The organism is Exiguobacterium sp. s129 (assembly GCF_018617585.1).
GTDB classification, from domain to species: domain Bacteria; phylum Bacillota; class Bacilli; order Exiguobacteriales; family Exiguobacteriaceae; genus Exiguobacterium; species Exiguobacterium aestuarii_A.
In genome coordinates this window covers 67729-85197 of sequence record NZ_JACSKL010000011.1, presented here as the reverse complement: position 1 = coordinate 85197, position 17469 = coordinate 67729, and the positions used below count along the sequence as shown (strand labels likewise).

14 protein-coding genes are annotated in these 17469 nt (G+C 47.5%); 4 read left to right on the top strand and 10 right to left on the bottom strand.

Annotated features, from left to right (window positions below):
- Positions 1–257 precede the first annotated feature (257 nt).
- The 4 genes from KNO92_RS12110 to KNO92_RS12095 form a co-directional block, all read right to left on the bottom strand.
- Complete coding sequence (locus KNO92_RS12110) at positions 258–1823, bottom strand: BCCT family transporter (protein ID WP_214692680.1); 1566 nt, start codon at positions 1821–1823, stop codon at positions 258–260.
- A gap of 124 nt (positions 1824–1947) precedes the next feature.
- Entirely contained in the window at positions 1948–2442 is a 495-nt protein-coding gene (locus KNO92_RS12105; RefSeq protein WP_214692682.1) for a DUF3939 domain-containing protein, read from the bottom strand.
- A 115-nt stretch (positions 2443–2557) separates the two neighbouring features.
- Entirely contained in the window at positions 2558–5272 is a 2715-nt protein-coding gene (gene acnA / locus KNO92_RS12100; protein ID WP_214692684.1) for an aconitate hydratase AcnA, read from the bottom strand.
- 194 nt (positions 5273–5466) lie between these two features.
- On the bottom strand, positions 5467–7065 hold the full coding sequence (locus KNO92_RS12095; RefSeq protein WP_074033192.1) for a peptide chain release factor 3: 1599 nt from the start codon (positions 7063–7065) through the stop codon (positions 5467–5469).
- A 178-nt stretch (positions 7066–7243) separates the two neighbouring features.
- Here KNO92_RS12095 and KNO92_RS12090 point away from each other — a divergent pair, with 178 nt between their 5' ends.
- The 3 genes from KNO92_RS12090 (at position 7244) to KNO92_RS12080 (ending at position 9813) form a co-directional block, all read left to right on the top strand.
- Positions 7244–7675 (top strand): DUF2621 domain-containing protein, encoded by a 432-nt coding sequence (locus tag KNO92_RS12090; protein ID WP_074033193.1) that lies wholly within the window; start codon positions 7244–7246, stop codon positions 7673–7675.
- A gap of 252 nt (positions 7676–7927) precedes the next feature.
- Positions 7928–8257: a DUF485 domain-containing protein gene (locus KNO92_RS12085; RefSeq protein WP_214692686.1), complete on the top strand. Its 330-nt coding sequence runs from the start codon at positions 7928–7930 to the stop codon at positions 8255–8257.
- Positions 8254–9813, top strand: a complete 1560-nt coding sequence (locus KNO92_RS12080; protein WP_214692692.1) for a solute symporter family protein — start codon at positions 8254–8256, stop codon at positions 9811–9813. The genes KNO92_RS12085 and KNO92_RS12080 overlap by 4 nt, the downstream gene beginning before the upstream one ends.
- 34 nt (positions 9814–9847) lie before the next feature.
- Here the strand turns inward: KNO92_RS12080 and KNO92_RS12075 are convergent, their stop codons facing one another.
- Together KNO92_RS12075 and KNO92_RS12070 are read right to left on the bottom strand one after the other, a co-directional pair.
- On the bottom strand, positions 9848–10300 hold the full coding sequence (locus KNO92_RS12075) for a CcdC family protein (RefSeq protein WP_074033875.1): 453 nt from the start codon (positions 10298–10300) through the stop codon (positions 9848–9850).
- A 19-nt stretch (positions 10301–10319) separates the two neighbouring features.
- Positions 10320–11018 (bottom strand): cytochrome c biogenesis CcdA family protein, encoded by a 699-nt coding sequence (locus KNO92_RS12070; RefSeq protein ID WP_214692694.1) that lies wholly within the window; start codon positions 11016–11018, stop codon positions 10320–10322.
- A gap of 188 nt (positions 11019–11206) precedes the next feature.
- Here KNO92_RS12070 and KNO92_RS12065 point away from each other — a divergent pair, with 188 nt between their 5' ends.
- The gene (locus KNO92_RS12065; protein ID WP_214692696.1) at positions 11207–11389 is read left to right on the top strand and encodes an aspartyl-phosphate phosphatase Spo0E family protein; all 183 of its coding nucleotides are present in this window, start codon (positions 11207–11209) and stop codon (positions 11387–11389) included.
- Positions 11390–11465: 76 nt separating this feature from the next.
- Here KNO92_RS12065 and KNO92_RS12060 read toward each other — a convergent pair whose 3' ends face one another.
- The 4 genes from KNO92_RS12060 to tkt form a co-directional block, all read right to left on the bottom strand.
- Positions 11466–13229, bottom strand: coding sequence for an ABC transporter ATP-binding protein (locus KNO92_RS12060; RefSeq protein ID WP_214692703.1), 1764 nt, complete (start codon positions 13227–13229; stop codon positions 11466–11468).
- Positions 13219–14973 carry an ABC transporter transmembrane domain-containing protein gene (locus KNO92_RS12055; protein WP_214693979.1) on the bottom strand — a complete coding sequence of 585 codons (1755 nt, stop codon included), beginning with the start codon at positions 14971–14973 and terminating at the stop codon, positions 13219–13221. Before KNO92_RS12055 ends, KNO92_RS12060 begins: the two co-directional genes overlap by 11 nt.
- A 125-nt stretch (positions 14974–15098) precedes the next feature.
- Positions 15099–15332 carry a YneF family protein gene (locus tag KNO92_RS12050; RefSeq protein WP_012726454.1) on the bottom strand — a complete coding sequence of 78 codons (234 nt, stop codon included), beginning with the start codon at positions 15330–15332 and terminating at the stop codon, positions 15099–15101.
- Between the two features lie 125 nt (positions 15333–15457).
- A complete protein-coding gene (tkt, locus tag KNO92_RS12045; protein WP_214692706.1) occupies positions 15458–17449 on the bottom strand; it encodes a transketolase in 1992 nt (663 codons plus the stop codon).
- Between the last annotated feature and the right edge of the window lie 20 nt (positions 17450–17469).

Below are 17469 nucleotides of genomic sequence, written 5' to 3'. Positions count from 1 at the left end.
GAGCTCCATGGGCTCCGTTTCACCTTCTACAGGGGGACCGCGAAGGTCCAACGCGCCAATCTGGTGGCAGCCACCGCACAAAACATGAAGAAGCTAGCCAACCTATTGACCAGAAAGGACCGTCTACATAACATTTCTTCAATCTTTTGTCGGGCAGAGCGCCTCAAGCTCGTTGAACATAAAAAAAGACGAACCAAATCGCACGTGGCGATTTGGTTCGTCAACAGCCTGAGGGTCTCATACGAGACCCCTCTAAATTATCCTAATTGATCTTCATCTTTCTTCTGTGCTTCGAGCCACTTATCTCGCTCGTCAGGTTCATCGGCCAAGTCTTTGAACAAGGCGACAATCATAAAGACGAGAACGAAGATGAATGGGAAGGCTGCGAGGATCGCAACAGCTTGCAGGGCATCCAACCCACCAGCGTAAAGAAGCACGGCAGCGATAGATGATTGGATTACACCCCATGTCATTTTAATGCCCATCGGCGGGACAAGCTTCCCGTTCGAAGTGAGCATACCGAGTACATATGTCGCTGAGTCAGCAGACGTGATAAAAAATGTCGAGATTAGGAAGATCGCGACAATACTGAGTACTGTCCCAAAACCACCAAACGTCTCGAATAATGCGAACAGCCCGACTTCTGTACCGATTTCGTTCACTTGTCCAATCAAGTCGTATCCACCGAACAAGTCAGCCCAGATAGCTGAGCCACCGAAGACGGAGAACCATAAGAGTCCGAACGATGTTGGGACGAGTAAAATCCCGATAATAAATTCACGAATCGTGCGGCCTTTAGATACGCGTGCGATGAACGTTCCGACGAATGGTGACCACGAGATCCACCATGCCCAATAGAAGATCGTCCAGCCGTTGATCCACTCACGTTCAACCGGTTCGAACGCGGCCGTACGGAAACTCATACCAGGAAGTTGTTGCAAGTACGTCCCTACCGTTTGTGTGAACAAGTCGAAGATGAACGCAGTCGGTCCAGCGAACATTGTCGCGACAAGTAAGACGATTGCCAAGAAAATGTTCGTGTTACTTAAAATGCGAATCCCTTTTTCAAGACCCGTTGAAGCACTGATCATGTAAAGTACCGTTACGACAGCAATGATGATCAACTGTGTCACGAAGGCGTTCGGTACCCCAGGGATGAGATAATGAAGGCCACCGGCAATCTGTTGAGCACCAAAACCGAGTGAAGTCGCTACCCCGAATGCCGTCGCAATGACCGCAAGAATATCGACCGTTTGTTTCACAGGTTGTTCGTAGCGGTTATGGACAAGCGAACCGATTGTCTCCCCAATCGTAGCAGGGCGCCCTTTTCTAAACGTTGAGTATGCGATTGCGAGTGCGATCATGGCATAAATCGCCCAAGGGTGGAAGCCCCAGTGGAAGAAGGCATAACGCATCGCAGTACGCGCGTCTCCTTCAGGTGTCAAAGCAGAGAACGGTGGTGAATGAAAATGAAGAAGCGGCTCTGCTGCTCCCCAGAAGATGAGTCCGATCCCCATCCCGGCACTGAATAACATGGCGAACCATGACAAGTAACTAAATTCAGGTCGGTCCGAATCTTTCCCGAGACGAATCGATCCATAGCGAGAAAAGATTAAAAAGATAGCGACAAGTAAGAAGCCGGTCGCACTTAACAGGTAGAACCAGCCCATCCCGTTTGAGAGCCAGCCTTGTAACGTGCTGGTTACATTTAATAGACTAGCATTTCCTAAAATGCTTTCGGGAAATAATCCCCAGATTGTGAATAAGCCAGTTATGATTGCAGAAATGACAAACACAGGCGTCACACGGCTTTTCCGTTCCATAAAATCACTCCTATTTAATTTTCTATTTTCATATACGTTCCCCACCCTAACATACTTTTTAAACAAGTCTCAACCCCAACTGTCCATAAATGTGTCATTTACTGAAAAATAGATAGGTGTCTTGTCAAGAAGTTGTTTCTTTCGGTTCAAGTGAGACAATCAACGTCTCATCCACCACATAGTAAGGTCTTTTTGGTAGCGTCTTTAGGTAACCCCCCTCTCGAAGACGTGTCAAATCTAGTTGTAGTGCATTCTCAAATTTTCGCAGTGGCAATTTTTTCTCTTGATCCATATACAAGTCTAGGGCACGCTGTACTTGGTCCATCTCATAGATAACATCACGCTCTTCTTCCGGAACGATATGAAACGTCTCTTTCGACATATAGAAACGCTGTTTTGGGATTCCGGACAAATGATGCTTCAATCGTTTTGTGTCAATCTCTTGTGTGTCATCTAGTAGGACGGTACGATTTACGCCTTTTGGCAACGTCTGTTCATACTCGTGAATCGCATGTCGCAATTCAGGTAACGTGATATCGATTTCTCGATCAGGCTCCACCTCTTTTTGCTGTGTCAGCCGCTTCCACCAACTCTTACTCTTCTTCGCTTCTTGCTCCATAAGCATACCCCTCCCTGTCTTCCTGTTCCCGATTCTTTTAAAACTTTCACCATAAAATCGCATATTCATGAAAAAAACCTTCCTTTTTTCAAAGGAAGGTTCAATAAGCCGTGGCTTATTTAAGTTTGTTACGGAGAACCATTTGTAAGATTCCACCGTGACGGTAGTAATCAATTTCAACTTCAGAGTCGAAACGTGCGATGACTTTGAATTCTGTCACCGTTCCGTTTTCATGTGTCGCTTTTGCGTTCAAGATATCGCGTGGACGTACAGACTCATCGACTTGGATATCGATTGCTTCCTCACCAGTCAATCCGAGTGACTCTGCTGATTCACCATCTAAGAATTGAAGTGGAAGTACACCCATCATAACAAGGTTTGAACGGTGAATCCGCTCGAAACTTTGTGCGATGACTGCACGGATGCCAAGGAGGTTTGTCCCTTTCGCAGCCCAGTCACGAGACGACCCCATTCCGTAGTCGTTTCCAGCAAGGACGACAAGTCCAGTACCTTGTTCTTTATACTTCATCGCAGCATCGTACATCGGCATGATCTCACCTGTTGGCCAGTAAGTCGTGAATCCACCTTCTGTACCTGGTGCGACTTGGTTGCGGATACGAATGTTGGCGAACGTACCACGCATCATGACTTCATGGTTACCACGGCGTGAACCGTAAGAGTTGAAGTCAATTGGCTCTACCCCTTTAGAAAGGAGGTATTGACCAGCTGGTGTCGTCTTCGAGAATGATCCCGCTGGCGAGATGTGGTCAGTCGTGACCGAATCCGCAAACTTCCCGATGACGCGTAAGCCATTCAATGCATGAACTTCGCCCGCTTCTGGTTCGAGTTGTTCGAAGAACGGTGGGTTTTGGATGTATGTCGACTCATCTGAGAAGTCATACAAGTTACCTTCTGGAACGTCTAGCGCGTTCCAACGCTCGTTACCAGTGAAGACCGTTTCGTATTCTTTACGGAACGCTTCTGGTGACACGACGTCTTGTACGACCATCTTGATTTCATCGTTTGATGGCCAGATGTCTTTGAAGTACACTTCATTTCCATCTTTGTCCGTACCGAACGAATCGTTCATGATGTCGAAGTTGACTGACCCTGCGAGTGCGTAAGCGACGACAAGTGGTGGTGACGCCAAGAAGTTCGCTTTCACAAGTGGGTGAACACGTCCTTCAAAGTTACGGTTCCCAGAAAGGACAGAAGATACGAGCAAGTCGTTCTCCGTGATTGTTTCTTCGACTTCACGGTCAAGTGGACCCGAGTTTCCGATACATGTCGTACAACCGTAACCGACCGTGTTGAAGCCGAGTTCATCCAAGTAAGAAGTCAAGCCAGCTTTGTCAAGATAATCTGTTACGACTTTCGAACCTGGTGCGAGTGATGTCTTCACGTATTTCGGAACAGTCAAGCCGCGTTCTACCGCTTTCTTCGCAACGAGTCCGGCACCGACCATAACGTAAGGGTTCGACGTGTTCGTACAGCTTGTGATGGCAGCAATCGCGACATCTCCTGTACTCATGTCGACGGCACCATCTTCATAGTTGACCGTCGCCTTCTTCTCGAGTTCAGAACGGTCAAGTCCAAAGCCGCTGTTCCCTGCAGGAGCGCTCAAGCTATCGATGAACGATGTTTGAACGTCTGAGAGGTTGATTCGGTCTTGTGGACGTTTTGGACCTGCTAGTGAAGGTTCAACTTTTGACAAGTCGAGCGTCAACACTTTCGTGAATGTTGGATCAGCTTGGTCTGGCGTGTAGAAGAGATCGTTCGCTTTTGAGTATTCTTCAACGAGTGAGATCAATTCTTCAGAGCGTCCAGTTGTACGCATGTAGTTCAATGTTTCCGTATCGACTGGGAAGAATCCACATGTCGCGCCATATTCTGGCGCCATGTTTGCGATTGTTGCACGGTCAGAAAGCGGCATCGTGTGAAGCGACGGTCCGAAGAATTCAACGAATTTCCCTACTACTTTTTCATGACGGAGCATCTCTGTTACGACGAGTGCTACGTCTGTCGCTGTTACACCAGGGTTGACTTCACCGATGATTTTGACACCGACGACTTCTGGCACTGGGAAGTACGATGGTTGACCGAGCATACTTGCTTCCGCTTCGATTCCTCCAACGCCCCATCCAAGAACACCGAGTCCGTTGATCATCGTTGTGTGCGAATCCGTTCCGACGAGTGAATCTGGATAAGCCACAGTACCTGATGCATCGTTTTTCTCGAGGACGACAGATGCCAAGTACTCTAAGTTTACTTGGTGAACAATCCCCGTTGCAGGTGGTACGGCACGATAGTTGTCAAACGCCGTCTGAGCCCAACGTAAGAACTTATAACGCTCTTCGTTACGTTCGAATTCAATGTCCATGTTTTTCATCAATGCGCCAGCGAAACCGTACGCATCTACTTGAACAGAGTGGTCAACGACGAGGTCGACAGGGATTTCTGGGTTGATTTTGTTCGGGTCTCCACCGAGGTCCGCCATCGCTTTACGAAGTGAAGCAAGGTCTACGACCGTCGGTACACCCGTGAAGTCTTGAAGTACAACGCGTGCCGGCTTGAACGGTACGTCAATGTCTTTCGAGACGTCGGCAGTACCCCATTTTGCCAAGTTCTCGACATGTTCTTTTGTAATCGCGCGACCGTCTTGTTGACGGAGTACCGATTCGAGAAGTACGCGAATCGAATAAGGTAAACGGCTGATGTTCGTTAACCCTTCTTCTTCTAACTTTTTCAATCGATAAAAATCATACGATTGCCCGTTCGCCTCGAACGATGTCCGAGATGCGAACGCGTCTAAAACATTCGTCTGTTCCATTGCAATTTCCCCCTTTTTGAAAGCGCCGACCACACGACAATGCGTAATCGCTTACTTTTCACATATTTATCATAATACAAGTATAGCGTGACGTAAAATACATTCCGTCACAAATTAGTCATAAGTAAAACTTATCAATTCACTGAAAAAGGGATAAACGACAAAAAACACCTCAAAACTGAGGTGTTTGCACATTATTCTTCTGTTCCAATCTCTTCGTTGACATCTAAAGCCTCAACGAGAGTCAAATCGTCCGCATGACGTTCAGCGAACCGCTCATACGTGAACTCGTTCGCGAACAGGAAGACCGGACGTTCCCAGCGGTCAGTGACAAGCATGTTCCGTGAGTCTTGGAAAGGTTTCAACGCTTTCAATTCTTTATCTTTTACCCAACGTGCAACGCTGTATGATACAGGTTCCATTCGGATGTCTACGCCATACTCATTGTTCAAACGATATTCAAACACTTCAAACTGGAGTTGACCGACCGCACCGAGATAAATCTCATTGTATTCGTTGCGATAAACTTGAATCGCCCCTTCTTGCGCGAGTTGCTCAACGCCTTTGTGGAAGTGTTTCGACTTGAGCGAGTTGACTGGTGATACTCGCATAAACAACTCAGGTGGGAAAGTTGGCAATGCTTCAAAGGCAATCTTTTGCTTCGATGTCGTGATCGTATCCCCGATTTGATACGTACCTGAATCATAGATCCCGATGACATCTCCTGCGAACGCTTGGTCAACCGTCTCACGATCGTTGGCCATGAGCTGCGTAGACTGGCTCAATTTGATTTTCTTACCGGTCCGCGTGAGTGTGACGTCCATCCCTCGCTCGAACACCCCTGAACAGATTCGGACGAATGCGATGCGGTCACGGTGCGCCGGGTTCATGTTCGCTTGAATCTTAAAGACGAACCCACTGAAATCTTCTGATGTCGGATTGATTGGACCGACGTTCGATTTACGCGCTTCTGGAGCTGGAGACATCTCCAAATAATGATTCAAGAACGCAGTCACACCAAAGTCAACGAGCGCCGTTCCGAAGAATACGGGCGTCAATTTACCGCTTTGGATTGCTTCCACATCAATCTCATTCCCTGCTCCGTCGAGTAGGTCGATTTCATCGCGAAGATTCGTCAAGTTCTCTTCAGAAAGATGGTCAGCGAGCACCGGGTCGTTTACCCCGTCCTCACTTAGTTGAAGGGTCGACTTGTCTCCACGGAACAAATGAACTTCATTTTTCATTCGGTCATAAACACCTTCGAACTGCATCCCGCTGCCGATTGGCCATGTGATGGCAACTGAAGGCATGCCGAGCACTTCCTCAAGTTCTTCCATCAATTCAAGCGGGTCTTTTGCCTGACGATCCAACTTGTTCATGAATGTAAAAATTGGAATACCGCGCATACGACAAACTTGGAATAGCTTCTTCGTCTGCGTCTCGATCCCTTTCGCGGCATCGATGACCATGACCGCGCTGTCGACAGATGTCAATACGCGATACGTATCCTCACCGAAATCGTTGTGACCAGGTGTATCCATGATCGACACGACTTTGTCTTGATAGATGAATTGCATGACAGACGATGTAACCGAGATTCCACGTTGTTTCTCAATTTCCATCCAGTCTGACTTGGCGTGCTTTGAATTTTTACGCGCTTTGACGGTACCCGCTTCACGAATTGCACCACCGTGCAAAAGTAACTTCTCTGTTAATGTTGTCTTACCCGCATCCGGGTGAGAGATGATGCCGAATATTCGGCGTCTCTCGACTTCTTGTTTCAATTGGCTCATATACGATAGACCTTTCCTTTCTCGACTCACTTCATGCTTATTCTCGTAGCAACGCTATCTATTCTAACGAAATCGATTGAGTTCGTCTATCCTAACGAGACGTACGCCTTTTGCAAATGGATTCTTTTTTGTATACTAACGATGACAGTAAGTGAATGTATAGAACGGGGGAAAGACGATGCCAGAAAACTTGATGATGTATTTCATTGTATTCTGGGGATTCGTCATGATTGGACTCATGACGATTGGCGGGTACTTCATGTTTCGTAAGTTTTTAAAACGAATGCCGAAAGAAGATGGGCGTTCCCTTTTAGACATTGAGGATGATTATATAGAGAGAACACGTCACTTATGGACGCCGGAAACGCGAACCCTGTTAGATCGACTCGTTTCACCGGTTCCAGAACTATTTCGGGACGTCGCCATCCGAAAAATTGCAGGCAAGATCGGTCAGTTCGCCCTCGAATCTCGTGCTAAGAAGATGACGACCGAACTCGTTGTAAAAGGATATATTGCCGCAACGCCGAAGCGAGACCACAAATTCCTTAAAAAAGCGCTAGCCGAAGAACAAATCGACTGGACACCTTACGAACACTATTTTCAGCAGTAAACTCTTTCCATCCAGGTTAGAGTTTTTTTTGTCGAATTGTGCATTTTGCCTATTGGGCCGAAAGTACCTTTTCTTCCGTTTTTAATTATATAGACATAATGTTCAATATTTAGACAATATTGAAAACGCTTACAATAAATTGGTATGACCAATATTACAATAATGTTAGTGAATTCGACATGAAAAAAAGGCATGACTCCTCTCATTTTCCCATCGCATAATGGATTTATCTTACAGCTTAGGAGGGGTTTTATGCATGACGTGACACAAGTTACCCAAACGACCAGTAGTCATTCCGCTCAGTCAATCACAGAACACGAGACGTTCCACCAACTGATGCGTGAAAAAAATCGTTTTATCGTTCCCGCTATCATCTTCTCACTTATTTTCTATTTCACGCTCCCTGTTTTGACCAGTTACACAACGATCTTGAATACACAAATTGTCGGTGACATCACTTGGGCTTGGGCGTTCGCCTTCTCCCAGTTTATTATGACGTGGACACTATGCGTGCTCTATAGTCGTCGGGCCCAGCGCTTTGATGCACTCGTGAGACAATTGAAGGAAGAGGTGAAATCATGAACTGGACAGCAATTGCCCTCTTTACCGCCATTGTCGGTCTCACCCTTGTCATTACATATTTCGCCGCTAGAAAAACGAAAACCGCCAGTGATTTCTACACGGCTGATGGTGGGTTGACTGGCTTCCAAAACGGTCTCGCGATTGCAGGGGACTATATGTCTGCCGCCTCCTTCTTAGGCATTGCAGGCATGATCGCACTCGCTGGATTTGATGGCTTTTTCTATTCCATCGGCTTCCTCGTTGCCTATCTCGTTGTCCTCTATCTCGTCGCGGAGCCGCTCCGCAATCTTGGGAAGTATACGATGGCCGACATGATTGCCGCTCGCTTCAATAAGCCACGCGTGCGTGGTGTCGCAGCGATGAATGCCATCGTCATCTCTATTTTTTATATGATTGCCCAGCTTGTCGGTGCCGGTGCATTGATTGAACTATTGCTCGGCATCCCGTATACGACAAGTGTCGTTGTCGTCGGGATATTGATGACAGTCTACGTCGTATTCGGTGGGATGACGGCGACTTCATGGGTACAAATCACAAAAGCCGTCTTGTTGATGATTGGGACAGCCATCATTTCCTTCCTCGTCTTTGCACGATTCGATTTCTCGATCATGACGATGTTCAATGAAGTGAGTAAAGCCACACCGCTTGGTAGTGACTTCTTGAACCCAGGTAACAAATTCAAGCTCCCGCTCGATACGATTTCGTTAAATATGGCGCTCGTCCTCGGTACGGCTGGTCTTCCACACATCTTGATTCGCTTCTTTACCGTCAAAGATGCACCTACGGCAAGACAGTCGGTTGTGTATGCAACGTGGATCATTGGAGCGTTCTACATTTTGACAATCTTCTTAGGTTTCGGGGCAGCAGCATTTGTCGGACGAGACGCCATTCTCGCCGCAAACCCTGCAGGTAACATGGCGGCTCCTCTCCTTGCGCAAGTACTCGGTGGTGACCTCTTATTCGCCTTCGTGGCAGCCATCGCATTCGCGACCATTCTAGCGGTCGTCGCCGGGCTCGTCTTGTCAGCCGCATCTGCTTTCGCTCATGACTTCTATGGTCACATTATCCGGAAAGGGGAAGCGACAGAGAAGGAACAAGTAAAAGCCGCCCGAATCGCTTCTGTGGCCGTCGCTCTCGTCTCGATGGGACTTGCGTTCTTCGCTCAATCGATGAACGTAGCGTTTCTCGTTTCACTCGCTTTTGCTGTTGCGGCAAGTGCGAACTTACCTGTCATTCTCTTCACGATTTTCTGGAGACGTTTTAACACAGGTGGTGCAATCTGGGGAATGGTCGTCGGTTTGTTCTCTTCATTAATCTTGGTCGCACTCAGTCCGAACCTTTGGGCACCGGACGGATCAGCCATTTTCATTGGAGAAGCACTCTTCCCACTCTCGAACCCAGGAATCGTCTCAATCCCACTCGGCTTTCTTGCAGCTATCATTGGTACGCTCGTCACGAAGTCCGACGAAGCCGCCGGAAACTACGAACGGATTCTCGTCAAATCAAACACGGGAATCGATTCGGAGACGGAAGTGGCTGTCACAAAAGAATCGTAATCAAAAATGGAGCGGCCATGAGCCACTCCATTTTTTACGTGATTGCAATTCGTTTATACTTTTGATACATCGCGATTCGCCATGGGACGATCATCCCCCAGGCAATCAAGTAGAACAATCCACCTGTTGAGAAGATATCGACTTCATGACCGACCCAAACTTTCATTGCCGTACGAATCGCAAGTAACGCGAACACGACGATAAAAAATGCTTTTGAGCGTGACAAGTATACTTCTCCGTCCCGTTTTTCGAAGTTTGACGTTTTGATGAGGAACAGACTAAAGATTAGCCCGACCGCTAACGCCTCAAGTACTTCGACCCACGATAAACGAAATGCGGGAATCAAGAACTGAATCATCCCGGTCGTCATCGCAAGTGGTGGAATTAAGATTTTTTTTGCATTCGTCGGTTTCGCTGATGCTTTCACACGCACGAAACTCGCCACGATACCCATCAATAACGCAACGAGAGTCGACCCCCATAACATTGACATCTCGGTCAACCCCTTAAAATCCGGTGAATCCGACAAGTTCGCTCATCCAAGCAGCGAAGCGGTTCATCCCGTCAAAATATAATAATACGCCGAATGCCATCATCAGATAGCCCCCGACTTTTGCAACTTTCGCACTGTTTCGTGCTAAGTACTTGATCTTGCCTACAAACGCGACCATCACCAAGAACGGAATCGCAAAACCGATGACATACGCCAACATGTAACCGAGACCTTGGCTCGGATTGGTTGCCGCAAGTGCAATTACACCTGCTAAAATCGGACCCGTACACGGCGTCCATCCCGCAGCAAAACCAACTCCGATTAATACAGTTCCGAAATAGCCACTCTTTCGTTCACCAATGTCCATTTTCTTTTCGCGCATCATAAATTGCGGTTGCCATAGACCGGCCAAAAAGACGCCGAACACGAAAATTAAAATGGCGCCGAACATCCGCAAACTATCTTTATACTGGATGAAGACGTCTGCAATTAACGAAGTCGATAATCCAAGCACAAGAAAGACAATCGAAAAGCCGAACAAGAACGAAAACGTGTGGAACCAAGCTGTACGCTGTTTCAATCCTTCATTTTTTAATTCAGATACGGAAACCCCTGTAATATACGAGAGAAACACTGGATATAACGGGAGCGTACATGGTGACAAAAACGATAAGACGCCCGCCCCAAATGCGAGCCATAATGTGACTTCCATGACGATTTCCACCTTTCACGACCATTATAGCGAAAACCTATTTAAATTGCTCGAATCTTTTCTTTCAGAACGAAACATCATTTTGTAATTTTTGAAATGGAAATGAAACTTGTCATCTGTAAACGTAGGTGCTAAGATTTGGATATTCTAGTTCGCAAAATTCTAATTTACATGATGGGGGAACGAACGTGGCAGTCACCGCAGCAGATACACTACACCAGGCCATTGAACAGAAACGTGATGAACTGTATAAAATCGCGTCAAAGCACACTTGGACCTCACCAGAAGTCATTCTGGCCAGTCAAGAACTTGACTCTCTCATTACTCGTCATGTCCTATCAAAGCATAAAAAAGATCAGCATTCAAATTGACCTTGATGGCTCGTCACTTTCCGTGGCGAGCTTTTTTCCATGGAAAAAGGACACCCCAATAGGTATCCCTTCCAATTCAAGACATCAGACGTTGTCCAGACTGTAATTCATACATTTTTTTGTACAGACCGTTTTGCTTCAATAACTGTTGATGATTCCCACGCTCCACGATTTCTCCTCGATGCAGTACTAAAATCAAGTCAGCATCTTGAATCGTTGAAAGCCGGTGAGCGATGGCAATCGTTGTACGACCACGGCGCATACGGTCGAGCGCCGTCTGTACGCGTTCTTCTGTCTCCGTATCAATCGAACTCGTCGCCTCGTCGAGAATGAGTACTTTCGGATTACGGGCGACCGTTCGCGCAAATGCGAGCAATTGTCGCTCACCGCTCGAAAATGTCGCGCCACGCTCTCCGACAACATGACCGTACCCGGCATCTAACTTCTCGATGAACGTGTGTGCCTGGACAAACTCAGCGGCTTCACGGGCACGTTCTGAATCGATATTTGGATTGAATAACTTTAAATTTTCTTCAATCGTTCCAGTGAATAGAAACGGATCTTGTAGCACCAATCCGACTTGTTGACGAAGCTCTTGCTCTTCAAATTGTTCGAGTGGCTGTCCGTCAATGGTGATGTGACCCGAGCCATATGGATAAAAGCGGGTCAACAAATTGATAATCGAACTCTTCCCACTACCCGTATGGCCTACGAGCGCGACCGTCTCACCAGGTTTTGCAACGAATGAGATTTGCTTCAACACATCGACTTCCCCGTCATAGCTGAACGTCACGTTCTCAAACCGCACTTCACCTTCTGTAATCTCTGCCTCGCCTGGCATTTGCTTTCCTGGTGCCGGCTCGTCTGTATCCAAGATTTTAAAGACACGGTCTGCCGATACGACAGCTTGTTGGAATTCACTCAATCGCTGCATAATATCGAGAACTGGTCGGAAGATTCGTTCGATATAGCTGATGAACGCGTAGACGACCCCGACTTGTACTTGTTCACTCATCGAGAGCACCCCGTAATATCCGAGTAGACCGATGATTGAGAAAGCAAGAAGGAGCTCGATGATTGGGCGTAGCAACATACTGTCGAGCTTTAAGTTTCGATATCGTGCCTCTTGATGCGCCTCATTCGTCTCTTCAAACTGACGGATGAGCCGCTCCTCTTGACGAAACTGTTGGATGATCCCCATGCCGTTGATCGATTCATTCAACTGGGCGTTGAGCTGCGACAACAGGTCCCTCACTTGCGCAAAATATTTTGTCGAGAAACGACGATATGCCCAAATGATGAGCCAGAAGAGTGGCAATAAGACAAGTCCCATCGTCGCAAGCGGAGGTTCTAATATGTATAGGAAAATATACGTCCCAATCAATTGAACAGCCGACTGGACGAACGTACTCATCACACCGACATACAGTTCTTTGACCGCCTCGGTATCATTCGTAATCCGTGACACAAGGACGCCCGCTGGTGTTCGGTCGAAATAGGCGAGCCGCATCCCCATGACGTGACGGAAAATATCCATTCGTATGTTTTGAACAATCTTCAACGCAATCTTTTGAAACGAAATCGACTGCAGATAATCAAACACGATTGCGGATACATGAAGAACCATATAGACCGCGAAGAGTGCGATGACCCAGTTCGTCGGGTAGACACCTGGCGTGACGAACTCATCGATGAACACTTTGATTAAAAACGGACCGGCCAATTTGGCACCTGTCGCAATCAACAGGAAGACGAAAGCGATACTGAGCGACTTCCCGTATCGTGTTGCATAACTGAGTAGCCGTTTGATGACCTGCCATTCTTGAACATCATGCTTCATCGTGTCCACCCCCTTCTACAATCGCCTCAAGTTGTTGACGATCATACGTCTCTCGGTACCAACCCGTCTCTTGCAGCAATGCATCATGACGCCCACGTTGGACGATTTTGCCGTCTTCAATCACGAGGATCTCATCTGCATGTTCGACAGCAGAGAGTCGATGCGCCACAATCACCCGTGCCTGTTCAGGGTTTCCGACACGGAAATGTTCGATGATCGACTCTTCCGTCTTCGCATCGACGGCAGATAACGCGTCATCCAAAATCAGGACGTCCGCTTCAGTCATGAGCGCACGCGCGATGGAAATCCGTTGTTTCTGTCCACCTGACAACGTCACACCGCGTTCCCCGACAAGCGTCGCGTATCCTTCCGGTAGCCGGATGATATCCTCATGCACTTCAGCGACTTTAGCCGCCTCGATGATTTCTTCCATGCTCGCATCGGGTCTTCCGAAAGCGATATTGTTCGCAATCGAATCGGAGAACAAGAAATGATCTTGTGGCACGACGGCAACTTTGTCCATCAATAACGATTTTTTCACTTGGCGAATATTGATGCCTCCGATTTTAATCTTTCCGTCTTTTACATCATACTCACGGGTCAACAGACGGACAATCGTCGTCTTACCCGCACCTGTCCTGCCGACAATTCCAATCGTCTTTCCGCGCTCAATCCGAAAATGGACATCACGGAGTACAACGGTTTCGTCATAGGCGAAGTGCCGCACATCGACTTCCACTTCTGAATGTGCAAGTGTCGTCGCGGCCATCCGGTCATCTTGAATCTCCGGTTTGACGGCGAGCATTCGCTCGATTCGGTCATACGATGCTCGTCCACGTTCGACAATGTTGAATAACCATCCGAACGCCAGCATCGGCCACGTCAACAACGCTAAATAGGCTGTGAAGCTAACGATTTGTCCGATCGTCAATTCACCTTGTTCAATCAAGACGGCGCCATACCCGACCGAGAGGATGTAGGACAAGCCAACAATCCCGAAGATGGTCGGATCATATAGAGCATCAATTTTGGCGACTCGTACGTTTTTTGCCATGACCTCACTCGATAAGTTCTCAAACGAGTCCACGTCTCGGTCGACTTCCCCGGTCGATTTCAAGACACGAACCCCACTGACACTCTCTTGCACTTTGTCATTCAATTCTGAAAATGCTGCTTGGGCGACGCCAAAGCGGCTATGTAACATCTTCCCATACCGCGTCGTCAGAGCGACCATGATCGGCAGAGGGAGTAAAGCAACGAGTGTAAGCTTCCAACTGATCGTCGTGATCATCGTAATGATGACGAACGTTCCAAGCGTTACGCTATCGACGAGTGTCAATATCCCCGCCCCTGCCGTCATCGATACGGCCTGCACATCATTCGTCGCGTGGGCCATCAGGTCGCCAACACGTGACTTTTTGTAAAATCGTTGATCGAGATCGGTAAAGTGCCGATACAGTTGGCTACGTAACATTCTCCCTAGTCGAATCGAAGCGCCGAAGATGAAATAGCGCCAAAAGAAGCGGGCAACATAATTCCCAATCCCGACTGCTGCGAGACCCCCGAGTAACATCCAGAGCGTATTTGACGAGAGTGAACCACGGTTGATTTCATCGACGATTCGACCAATGATACGCGGTGGAATCAATTCTAGCCCTGCCACGAATATGAGTAAGACGATGCCGAGTGCATACGTCTTCCATTCGAGACGCAAAAACCAAGACAATTGTTTAAATACACGAATATGAAACGCCCCCTTTGTCTTTATATGAAGATTATTCATTAATCGTAGCGAAAGTTTGTTCGATTGTCTAACAAAAAGAGGAAACAAAAAAAGCACTTCGGATACCGAAGTGCTCTCGTGATTGATTATGATTTCTTTTCGTTTTTCATCTGCACGTTCATGGCGCGCATCACTTGGTTAACTTTCTTCTGTGATGGCTTTTGACCCATTTGCATCATCAACGTACGAATCATATCTTCATTGATTGGCGGGTTCTGTTCAAGGTAGTTCATCATGTATTTACGCGCGATAAAGAATCCGATCGCGATACCCCCGATGAGTGCTGCCACGACAAGAAGAATCCAGAATAATGTACTCAAGGCTTTACCTCCTCTACCATATGAAACATCGTTTTTTACTATACACTAAATTGACCAACTTCGCTAGTCGTCCAGAAAAAAAGTGACGACCAAACAAATGGTCGTCACGAGATTTTCGAATTCGATTAAAGTGATTTTACTGCATTGACGACGTTGTCGACTGACATGCCGTATTCTTTCATGAGGAGGTCCCCAGGTGCAGATGCTCCGAACTTGTCGATTCCGAGTACTTTTCCACCGAATCCTACATATTTATACCATCCAAGTGTCGCACCTGCTTCAAGTGATACACGCTTCGTGATTGAAGATGGAAGGACAGACTCTTTATACTCAGCAGATTGCGCTTCAAAGAGTTCCCATGATGGCATCGATACGACTGCCGCATTCACGCCTTCAGCCGCAAGTTGCTCACGCGCTTCAACGAGAACGTGTACTTCAGAACCCGTACCGAGCAAGAGGACATCTGCATCTTTCGATTCACCTGCAACGACGTATGCTCCTTTTGCTGCCGTTTCAACCGATGTGCCTTCGAGCTCTGGTAACGCTTGACGTGTCAAGACGAGAAGTGAAGGTGTCGTTTTCGATGTTACCGCTTGTTTCCAAGCAGCGATTGTTTCTTTCCCGTCTGCCGGACGAAGAACAGAGAGGTTCGGCATCGCGCGGAAACTCATCAAATGTTCAACTGGCTCGTGTGTTGGGCCATCTTCACCAACTGCAATTGAGTCGTGCGTCAAGATGAACGTTGACGGAAGTCCCATGAGTGCAGCAAGACGAACTGCCGGGCGAAGGTAATCCGAGAAGACGAAGAATGTCGCACCGTAAGGAAGGACGCCGCCGTGAAGTGCCATTCCGTTTACAGCTGCTGCCATTGCGAACTCACGTACACCAAACCAGATGTTACGTCCAGCTGGATCTTCATCGAAGTCCACTGCACCTTTAATCATCGAGTTGTTTGACCCGGCAAGGTCAGCAGATCCACCGAAGAGAGTCGGTACAGCTTTTGCGATTGCGTTTAGGACTTCACCGCTCGTTTGACGTGTTGCTTTTTTCGAACCGATTTCGAATGTTGGCAACTCGCTGTCCCAACCTTCAGGAAGTTCGTTATTCATTGCACGCTCGAATTGTGCACCGAGTTCTGGATGTGCCGCTTTGTACGCTTCTACGAGTTCGTTCCAGTCTGACTCATATTTCGCGCCAGGCTCGACAACTTTCTCGTTGAATAAGTCATATACTTCGTTTGGTACGTAGAATGACTCGCCTTCCCATTTATAGAACTGTTTCGTCAATTCGATTTCAGCATCTCCAAGTGGAGCACCGTGTGACGCAGATTTACCTGATTTGTTCGGTGAACCGAATCCGATAACCGTTTTCACTTCGATCAATGTCGGTTTTGACGTTTCAGCTTTCGCCGCATCGATTGCTTTTGCGATTGAATCGATATCTGTTCCGTCTTCGACACGAATGACTTGCCATCCGTACGCGTTGAAACGATCTTCTACGCTTTCAGAGAACGACTTGTGAAGATCGCCATCGAGTGAGATATCGTTTGAATCGTAAAGAACGACAAGTTTACCGAGCTTCAAGTGACCAGCGAGTGATGCCGCTTCTGCCGAGACACCTTCCATTAAGTCACCGTCTCCGCAAATCCCGAACGTATAGTGGTCAACGACGTTGAACTCGTCGCGGTTGTAAGTCGCTTCTAAGTGCTTCTCTGCCATGGCCATCCCGACAGCCATTGCAATCCCTTGTCCAAGTGGTCCCGTCGTCGCATCGACACCAGCCGTATGACGGTATTCTGGGTGACCAGGAGTCTTCGAGTCCATTTGACGGAATGATTTAAGGTCGTCCATCGACAAATCATATCCAGACAAGTGAAGGAGCGAATATAAGAGCATCGATCCATGACCTGCCGAAAGAACGAAACGGTCACGGTTGAACCAGTTTGGGTTTTTCGGGTTGTGACGCATTTTGTCTGTCCAAAGTGTAAACGCCATAGGTGCAGCACCCATCGGCATCCCTGGGTGACCAGAGTTCGCTTTTTGGACCGCATCAATTGAGAGCGTCCGGATCGAGTTAATCGCTAATAATTCTTTAGTAGTTGTTTCCACTAATTTCATCCTCTCTGTGTTAAGAAGGT